General features: G+C 45.6%; 8 protein-coding genes. 3 read left to right on the forward strand and 5 right to left on the reverse strand.

Annotation, left to right across the window (positions count from 1 at the left end):
* Both VIM72_RS27705 and VIM72_RS27710 read left to right on the forward strand, forming a co-directional pair.
* Window positions 1-607 (forward strand): SusD/RagB family nutrient-binding outer membrane lipoprotein (locus tag VIM72_RS27705; protein WP_332006056.1); only part of this gene is annotated, 607 nt, incomplete at its 5' end.
* 109 nt (window positions 608-716) lie between these two features.
* On the forward strand, window positions 717-1,433 hold the full coding sequence (locus tag VIM72_RS27710) for a DUF2490 domain-containing protein (protein WP_332006057.1): 717 nt from the start codon (window positions 717-719) through the stop codon (window positions 1,431-1,433).
* A gap of 205 nt (window positions 1,434-1,638) precedes the next feature.
* Here the strand turns inward: VIM72_RS27710 and VIM72_RS27715 are convergent, their stop codons facing one another.
* The 3 genes from VIM72_RS27715 to VIM72_RS27725 all read right to left on the reverse strand — a co-directional run bounded on the left by VIM72_RS27715 (window position 1,639) and on the right by VIM72_RS27725 (window position 6,487).
* Window positions 1,639-2,127 carry a YcxB family protein gene (locus VIM72_RS27715; protein WP_142684158.1) on the reverse strand — a complete coding sequence of 163 codons (489 nt, stop codon included), beginning with the start codon at window positions 2,125-2,127 and terminating at the stop codon, window positions 1,639-1,641.
* Between the two features lie 20 nt (window positions 2,128-2,147).
* Window positions 2,148-2,645 carry a hypothetical protein gene (locus tag VIM72_RS27720; RefSeq protein ID WP_142684159.1) on the reverse strand — a complete coding sequence of 166 codons (498 nt, stop codon included), beginning with the start codon at window positions 2,643-2,645 and terminating at the stop codon, window positions 2,148-2,150.
* A gap of 548 nt (window positions 2,646-3,193) precedes the next feature.
* Window positions 3,194-6,487 carry a vitamin B12-dependent ribonucleotide reductase gene (locus VIM72_RS27725; RefSeq protein ID WP_332006058.1) on the reverse strand — a complete coding sequence of 1,098 codons (3,294 nt, stop codon included), beginning with the start codon at window positions 6,485-6,487 and terminating at the stop codon, window positions 3,194-3,196.
* Window positions 6,488-6,810: 323 nt separating this feature from the next.
* Here VIM72_RS27725 and VIM72_RS27730 point away from each other — a divergent pair, with 323 nt between their 5' ends.
* On the forward strand, window positions 6,811-7,566 hold the full coding sequence (locus tag VIM72_RS27730; RefSeq protein ID WP_332006059.1) for a geranylgeranylglyceryl/heptaprenylglyceryl phosphate synthase: 756 nt from the start codon (window positions 6,811-6,813) through the stop codon (window positions 7,564-7,566).
* Between the two features lie 77 nt (window positions 7,567-7,643).
* Here the strand turns inward: VIM72_RS27730 and VIM72_RS27735 are convergent, their stop codons facing one another.
* Both VIM72_RS27735 and VIM72_RS27740 read right to left on the reverse strand, forming a co-directional pair.
* Window positions 7,644-8,372 carry a LytR/AlgR family response regulator transcription factor gene (locus tag VIM72_RS27735; RefSeq protein ID WP_332006060.1) on the reverse strand — a complete coding sequence of 243 codons (729 nt, stop codon included), beginning with the start codon at window positions 8,370-8,372 and terminating at the stop codon, window positions 7,644-7,646.
* A 92-nt stretch (window positions 8,373-8,464) separates the two neighbouring features.
* A partial coding sequence (locus VIM72_RS27740) for a sensor histidine kinase (protein ID WP_332006061.1) occupies window positions 8,465-8,972 on the reverse strand: 508 nt, incomplete at its 5' end.

The following is an 8,972-nucleotide window of genomic DNA, read 5'->3' on the forward strand; positions in this document are numbered from 1 at the left end:
GTCTAAAGATGATGATACTATTAAAGGCTTAACATACGGCTCTGCTGCCTCTGATCCCGACCGCTTATCAGAAGGACATTATTCCTTCCCTGGTACACAGATCTATAAATCTACTATGCCAGGTATCCTGATGGCCTACTCAGAAGTGGAATTTATCCTCGCTGAAGCAGCTGCCAGGGGCATGAGCGTAGGCGACGATGCCGCTACGCATTATGCAAAAGGTATCAGGGCTTCTATCAACTACTGGCGCCAGCTTACCAACAATACAGATATTACAGACGCTACTATTGAAGCATATATCGCGAAAGTGCCTTATGTGGCGGCCGACTGGAGAAATGTGATAGGCACCCAGAAATGGTTAGCGCTTTATCCGCAAGGTTTCCAGGCATGGTTTGAAAGAACCAGGCTGCATTTCAGTAAACCAGGTGGCCAGCCACTGTTCATCGCTCCCAAATCCGGTTCCCTGGATCCAAGCGTAACAATGGTGCCCTACCGGTTAACTTATCTGCAGTCCGAACAAACACAGAATAAGGCCAGCTACGAAAAAGCAGCTTCGGCCATCGGTGGCGATAAAAAAGGCACCAAACTGTGGTACAATAAATTCTGATACAACAATCAACTATAGCTAAACAACAATCTACCGGCGCCTGCATCTGCAGGCGCTTTCTTTTTTTATAGTGATTTATTTATCTTTAGCCCCACCTATATTAGCAATTATGAGGAAAGTACTGTTAACAATGGCCCTGCTGGCTATTGTACATTTTGTGTCTGCACAGGAAACAACGCACGCTTACCAGAACTGGTATACCTATTTTGGCACCATGAAAATTAACAGCAAATGGTCTATACCTTTTGATGTGCAGTTACGTATACGGGATGGCATCAGCAATAAAGGACAACTGCTCATGCGGGGAGGATTGCAATATTCCATCAACAAACAGGATCATATTTTACTGGGCTATTCCTTTATTCCCACCTACAACAATACAAGCAATACCTGGCTGCCGGAACACCGCATTTTCGAACAGTATATCCATAAAGCAAAAAAACTGGATATGACACACCGGGTAAGGCTGGAACAGCGCTGGGTTTCACAACCATCAGCACCGGGCAATCCGCATGCTATCGGTAACTGGAAATATGGCAACCGCGCCCGCTACTTCAATCGCACGCAGCTCCCGATCCTTCATAAAAAAGCAGCCACTCCGTTTTATGTGGCCTTGCAGGATGAGATCTTTCTGAACCTGTGGGGAAATGATATCAGTAACCTGCTGTTCGATCAAAACCGCTTCCTCGTTGCCTTTGGATACCAGTTCAATGCCAACCTCAAAGCAGACATAGGTTATATGAACCAGTTAGTACAGGTTACATCCGGGGCCAAAACCATGAATCATATCCTGCACTTCAGCGTATTCCAGAATATCAACCTGTGATACCGGCAGGTCATGGATGTTGTTTGTGAGATGAAAAACGGAATACCCGTATCCATCATCCGGAATATCAAAAATATCAATCCGTAACCAATAGGCCCTGAATACCTGGGAATAAAAACGGAATATCTATTCCCATCTCCCGGAAAATTAAAATATCAAGCTAATCATTATAATCAGCGTAATCCTGGGTCAGACAAAATCCGCATCAGCGGTAATTACTGAACTTCGATTTGAGTATTCCCGCGAAATTGCGGTAGGCTTCCTCGGTCTGGAAAGCACTGGTAGGAATGAGGAAGAAGGTTTTTTTATCGCGGTAGAGGAAGAAAAACTTCTCAGTTTCCACTACCCGGGAAAAATTATTCCAGCTGATATTCCGGGGATGATCACTGCCACGGGTGGTAATCAATAACCCCTCCTCAGAATACTTAAGATGTATACTGTCTTTAAAAGTAGCCGCCTTGTTATAAATGGAAATAGGTAACAGGTACCAGAATACCCAGCCAAGCACCAGTATCATGATAACAATACCGGTAAGGGCGCCAGTGGTCACCACACTGAAAAAATATCCCGTTAAAGTAGCTAGTAATAAGATAATGAGCGTGTTGCGAAAGACTTTGATCTCGCCTCTCCGCATAAAATGATAGCGCAATGCATGCAACACATCCCCCTTATCGTAGTTAAACTCTAAATGCATTATCGCCTGGCAAAACTATTTTATCTGTTAACAGAAATCGACATAGGATTATCCATTTCATCACGCACAGTAACAGGTGCATTCTTCCGGCTGCGTTTTACATTAGACAGGTCGTCCTCGCCAAATCCGGGAAAGTTTTTCTTGATGAACAGAAAATATTGTTGCAAGGTTTTTGGATCAACCTTAAAAGGAAAAGCCAGCTCCTTACCACTTCCTTTCAGGAAGTCGTTTGTATTTAATTTGGTTTCGTTTTGTAAATACCACTTGTATAAATCCACAATAGCTTTCTCCAACTCTGCTTCATCAACCTTCTCAGTTGTCTCTACCCTGGGAAACATTAACACAAACTCTTCTACCCTTACAGGCTTGGCGTTATTCGTGTTTTTGGCATTATTACGGTTGTCGTTGTTGTCTCCGTTTTTATCACCGTTATTGTCTCCGTTTTTGAAACCAGTGCTGGCATTTGCTGATGCGGCTGCGGCCAAAACTACCAACAGCATTAACAACAGCTTTTTCATAAGGCGTCAAATTTTCGAGTCTAAAAATACAATTATATTTTGAGATTTCTAGTAGATTCCAAAATATGCGTAAAAACCCCTGAAAAAACAAAAGCAATGGATGAACCATTGCTTTCGAGAGTCATTTACAGTGCATGATGAATCATGCGGTGTAGGAATATTTGGTTTTTCATAGGACAGTAACCATAATAAAAATTAATACAATAACAAATATAATAAAATTATATCGTGTTTTAGGTGCAAGATCAAATATTAGAAATAATAAAATATTTAGAGGCAAAATTTAAAAAGATGCAATAAAATCGCTCTTTTTAGAAAAAAATCAAATAGAAAAAAAATCAGTGAAAAGTAAGGACTGAAAATATTGCCCGGAAAGAGAGAAAGAAACAGGTGTTTTTTTAAAAAAAGTAAGGGCGCCTAGAAAAGCGCCCTCAATTTGTTACTATCCTATGAAAACCCTATTTGAATACAAAGGTAAGGGCATGTTATTTTTCTTTGAAATTTTAGAGGCTAAATAACATATCATTAACAAGAAGTTGCAACACCAATCAGCTGCAACCCATGCTGGTACCGCAATTCAAACATTTATAGCAGGTTCCCGAACGTACCGTGATATGCCCGCAGGTAGCGCATGCCGGCGCATCACTTTGCATACTTTTCAGGTAATCCTGGGTACTTCCTTCCTGCTGAAATGTAGCAGCGGCTTGCAGTTTAGGAATACGCGGTGCAGTTTGGCCGGTATCGCTCACCCTGCCGGTAAATGGTACCTTATCTTCTTCTTCATCCTCTTCACCGGTATTTCCAGGTGAATCAAGCACATGAACCAGGTCGGTACGTCCCAGGTACTCATATCCAAGCACCCTGAAAATATAGTCGATCAGTGATGTGGCCGATTTAATATTAGGATGATCCACCATTCCCGCCGGTTCAAACCGTGTAAACACAAACTTATCTACAAACTCCTCCAATGGAACTCCATATTGCAATCCCACGGAAACCGCAATGGCAAAGCAGTTCATCAAACTCCGCAAAGTAGAGCCTTCTTTTGCCAGGTCTATAAATATTTCCCCCAGCGTACCATCATTATACTCACCTGTGCGCACAAAAATCACCTGGCCCCCTACGTTCGCCTTTTGTGTAAAGCCACCCCGTTTGGATGGCAAACTTTGCCGCTCCACAATTCTCGACAACTGGCGTTTAAGCGTGGTATCCCGGCTGGCCAGCATCCGCTTGTTTACTTCCTCCAACAACTCATCTATGGTAGCCTGTTGTAGATTTTGTACTACAACCGGCTCGCCTGCCACCTCTGCCTTCTTCTTTTTATCGCTCTTGTTACTTAATGGCTGGCTTAACTTACTGCCATCCCTGTACAAGGCACAGGCTTTTAATCCAAGTTCCCAGCTCAGTTTGTAGGCATCTGCAATTTCTTCAACTGTGGCCTCATTAGGCAGGTTAATCGTTTTGGAAATAGCCCCGGAAATAAAAGGCTGTACCGCCGCCATCATCCTGATATGCCCATGCGCATGTATATACCGCTCTCCATGCTTACCACACTTATTGGCACAGTCAAATACAGGCAAATGAGCCTCTTTTAAATAAGGCGCCCCCTCTACGGTCATAGTACCACACACATAATCGTTTGCCGCTTCTATCTGCTCATCTGTAAATCCCAGGGCATGCAGCAGGCTGAACTCAAGACTGTAATACTCCTCCGCCTTGAAGCCTAAACGTTGTAAACATTCTTCCCCCAGCGTATAAACATTAAATACAAATGATATATCAAAAGAAGAGGCAACAGCAGTGTCCAGCTTTTTCAGCTCTTCACCAATAAACCCCTTCTCGCTCAGCGACTGGTGATTAATATAGGGCGCTCCGGCAAAACTGCCGGTCCCTTTTGCATAATCCACGATCGCCTTTATTTCGTGGGAAGAATAACCCAGGTTTTGTAAGGCTGTGGGGATCGACTGGTTAATGATCTTAAAGTAGCCCCCGCCGGAAAGCTTTTTAAATTTCACCAGTGCAAAATCAGGTTCCACTCCCGTGGTATCGCAATCCATCACCAGGCCAATGGTACCGGTGGGAGCAATCACTGTGGCCTGCGCATTGCGGTAACCGTATTGCTCACCCAGTTTTACCGCCTCATCCCAGGCCTTGGTGGCCGATTTCAGCAAATAGTCCGTACAATAACGCGCGTCAATGCCCTTTGGTTTTATTTCCAGCCCGTCATACGCATCGGTGGCGTCATAAGCGGCCGCCCGGTGATTCCGCATCACCCGCAACATGTCTTCCCGGTTCTCCTCATACCGGGGAAAAGCGCCCAGGTGGGCGGCCATTTCTGCCGAGGTTTTATAGGCGATCCCCGTCATAATAGCCGATATAGCCCCTGATATGCCCCGCGCTTCTTCACTGTCGTAAGCAATGCCGCTTACCATCAGCATAGAGCCCAGGTTGGCATAACCCAGGCCCAGCGTACGGTATTCATAACTGAGCTGCGCCACCTCCCTGGAAGGGAACTGCGCCATCAGCACAGAAATTTCAAGTACTACGGTCCACAATCTCACCGTGTATTCAAGCCCTGGCACATCAAACAGGTTCCTTTCATCATCAAAAAAGCGACGGAGATTTACAGATGCAAGGTTACAGGCGGTATTATCCAGGAACATATATTCCGAGCAGGGATTGGAGGCGTTTATACGGCCACCCTGGGGGCAGGTATGCCATTCATTGATAGTGGTGTCATACTGGGTGCCCGGATCTGCACAACGCCAGGCGGCATAAGTGATCTGATCCCAGAGCTCCCTGGCCTTTACCGTTTTCGTCGTTTTGCCGGTAGACCTCGCCTTCAGCTCCCATTCGCCGTCAGCCTCCAGTGTACGGAAAAAAGAATTAGGCACCCTTACAGAGTTATTGGAGTTCTGACCAGACACCGTTTTATACGCATCCCCCTCATAATCGGAAGAATAACCTGCTGCAATCAATGCCGCCACTTTCTTTTCTTCCTCTACCTTCCAGTTTACAAAGTCCATGATCTCAGGATGGTCCAGATCCAGGCATACCATCTTGGCGGCCCGTCTTGTAGTGCCACCCGATTTAATTGCACCCGCTGCCCGGTCCCCGATCTTCAGAAAGCTCATTAACCCGCTGGAAGTTCCTCCACCACTGAGTTTTTCCCCATCTCCCCGGATATTCGAAAAATTAGTACCTACGCCGGAACCATATTTAAAGATCCGTGCCTCCCGCATCCACAAATCCATAATTCCTCCCTCATTCACCAGGTCGTCGTTTACGCTTAATATAAAACAGGCATGTGGCTGAGGCCGCTCATAAGCGGAGGTGGATTTTTCCAGCTTACCGGTATGCTGCTCTACATAATAATGCCCCTGGGGCTTGCCTTTAATGCCATAGCTCTCAAACAGGCCCGTATTGAACCACTGGGGGGAATTAGGCACACATGACTGGTTGAGCATACTATAGCTCAGCTCTTCATAAAATATCCGGGCATCTTCCGCAGAAGCGAAATAACCATACTTTTCCCCCCAAACGCGCCAGCAGTTGGCCATGCGGTGCACCACCTGCTTCACAGAGGTTTCCCTGCCGGAAGTCCCGTCAGGCTGCGGCACCCCGGCCTTGCGGAAATACTTCTGCGCCAGTATGTCTGTAGCGATCTGCGACCAGGCAGCCGGCACTTCCACGTTGTTCATCTCAAATACTACGTCGCCGCCAGGATTACGGATCACAGAGGAGCGGAGCTCATACGCAAACTGATCGTAAGGACTCACACCTTCTTTCGTAAAATGGCGGGAAAACGTAAGCCCATTCTTACTATTGACTGGATTTTTCATGCCCGTAAATTTTTCTTAGATGATATAAATGAGTTAGTATGCGGAGTACTCTAAAATTAATTTTAAAATGCCTGGCCCCCTGCATTTATTTTGCACAGATTGTGGATAATTGCGTCAAACAGTTTGCCAGTACATTTGTTATAAAGCCAGAGAAAACCCGGCTTAAAATTTGCCATTAACAAAATCTTTACAGTTGCGCCACATAATCAGCAGTTATCATTCACTTCATGAATAGAAAATGAATTGAATGCATATTTATTTAGCAATGTGTGTTATTAATAAAAATATTATACATTTGCGACAACCGGAACAATGCGCTATTGATGTACAATAACATATACACTTCGTTCATCGAAAGAAAGGCAAAAAAGGAAAAGGCATTCGCGGTTTTAATTGATCCCGATAAGGTAACCCCTGCCGGGATCATAGAGATTGCAGATAAATGCACGGCTGCCAAAGTTGATTATATCTTCCTTGGAGGTAGTCTGGTGATCTCCGATCATCTTGACGACTGCGTGCAACAGCTGAAAGCCAGCTGCAACATTCCCGTTGTACTATTTCCCGGAAGCCCTTCACAGGTATCAAAATATGCTGATGCCCTGCTTTACCTGTCTGTAATTTCCGGCAGAAACCCCGAATTACTGATCGGCCAGCATGTGGTATCCGCAGCTGCTGTGAAGAAAAGCGGGCTGGAGGTGATTTCTACCGGTTACATGGTAATTGACGGCGGAGCACCTACCACCGTATCATATATTAGCAATACCACCCCCATCCCGGCAGACAAGGCGGATATAGCCATGTGCACTGCCATTGCTGGTGAGATGCTTGGTATGAAGGTGATTTATATGGATGCAGGCAGCGGCGCCCGTATCCCCATCACGGAAAATATGATCAGTCGTGTAGCCAGCCAGGTACAGGCCCCCATTATAGTAGGAGGAGGTATCAGGGATGCCGAAAAAGCTTACCTGAATTGTAAGGCAGGCGCCGATATCCTCGTGGTAGGCAACGCTATCGAAAAAGATCTCTCCCTTATTAAGGAACTGGCAGATGCAGTGCATTCTGTTCCCGTGAAAGCATAAAAAAATACAACACAAGCTATAAAACGAATGACAGCAGATGCTCTGCTGTCATTCGTTTTATAGACCGGTACAAAACCTTACAGGCTCATCATTTCCTTGAACTTTACTGCCTGCCTGCGGCTTACTTCAATTTTTTCACCCCCGCGCATTTCCAGCAACAGGCCGCCGTTAAAGTAAGTGTCAATCTTCTCGATCATCCGCAGGTTTACAATATGTTTGCGGTTTGCACGGAAAAAAGTACGCTCGTCGAGCCTTTCTTCCAAGGCATTCAATGATTTGAGGATCAAAGGCTTATTCGTTTCGAAATATACCCGGGCATAGTTGCCCACACTTTCGAACAGCCGGATCTCCTGCAACTTTACAAACCAGCACCTGTCGCCATCTTTCACAAATACCTGGTCGTTTTCAGACAGCAGCGAACGGATACCACCGTTTGCAGCTATACGGTCTTTCTCATCCTGTTGATGCAGTTTGTGGATGGCATCAGCCAGCCGCTTGGGTTCCACCGGCTTCAGCAGGTAGTCCAGCGCATTGTACTCAAAGGCTTTCAGCGCATACTCGTCATACGCAGTAGTGAAAATCACCTGCGGCGTTTTCTCCAGTTCTGCCAACAGGTCAAACCCCGTTTTATCAGGCATCTGGATATCCAGGAACAGTAAGTCGGGATGGAGCGTTTCTATCTTTTCTATACCATCCTTCGCGTTCACAGCTTCTCCTACCACCACTATCTCCGGGTGATCTGCCAGTAATTTTTTCAGTTCACTCCTGGCCAGGCGTTCATCATCTATTATCAATGCTTTTTTCATTGGCAATATGAAGTTTGGTTGATGATTTAATTGATTTAAAAATAATTGCTATAGCCAGTTTAGCCGGCTACAGCGGTTTTATAACAAGTGATTCAGAGCAAAGGCATCACTACGGTAGCCTCCACCGTTTGCTCATCTTTATTCCTGATTTCAAAGGAAGCCCTGCTTCCAAACAAAAGGCCCAGCCGCTGCCGGGTACTTTGTAAACCAAACCCGTGCCCGTTCATACTGTTTTCCACAATCTGACCGGTATTCTCAATGGTAATTACATGCTGCATCCCTTTCAGGGAAGACTGAATATATACCGAACCGCCCCTGATGATCCGGGAAATACCATGTTTAATGGCATTTTCCACTAATGTTTGCAACATCATCGGTGGCACCTGCAGTTCCAGCGTATCCGGGTCAATCTCATACTTTACACTCAAACGCTCTTCAAAACGGATATGCTCCAATGCAAGGTAATCCTTTACTATATTCAATTCGTTTTCCAGGCTCACGGTTTCCGCCTTCTCCGTTTGCATAGAGCTCCGCAGGATGTTGGAAAGCTCCGTGATGGCGGTTCTTGCCCTTTGCGGGGTTTCATCTACCAGCGCCCGG

The organism is Chitinophaga sp. (assembly GCF_036569185.1).
Taxonomy (GTDB): Bacteria; Bacteroidota; Bacteroidia; order Chitinophagales; family Chitinophagaceae; genus Chitinophaga.

Excerpts from the sequence above, each read along its gene's own strand:
- VIM72_RS27710 (WP_332006057.1), top strand. The coding sequence starts at position 717 with ATGAGGAAAGTACTGTTAACAATGGCCCTGCTGGCTATTGTACATTTT.
- VIM72_RS27715 (WP_142684158.1), bottom strand. The coding sequence starts at position 2,127 with ATGCATTTAGAGTTTAACTACGATAAGGGGGATGTGTTGCATGCATTG.
- VIM72_RS27720 (WP_142684159.1), bottom strand. The coding sequence starts at position 2,645 with ATGAAAAAGCTGTTGTTAATGCTGTTGGTAGTTTTGGCCGCAGCCGCA.
- VIM72_RS27725 (WP_332006058.1), bottom strand. The coding sequence starts at position 6,487 with ATGAAAAATCCAGTCAATAGTAAGAATGGGCTTACGTTTTCCCGCCAT.
- VIM72_RS27730 (WP_332006059.1), top strand. The coding sequence starts at position 6,811 with ATGTACAATAACATATACACTTCGTTCATCGAAAGAAAGGCAAAAAAG.
- VIM72_RS27735 (WP_332006060.1), bottom strand. The coding sequence starts at position 8,372 with ATGAAAAAAGCATTGATAATAGATGATGAACGCCTGGCCAGGAGTGAA.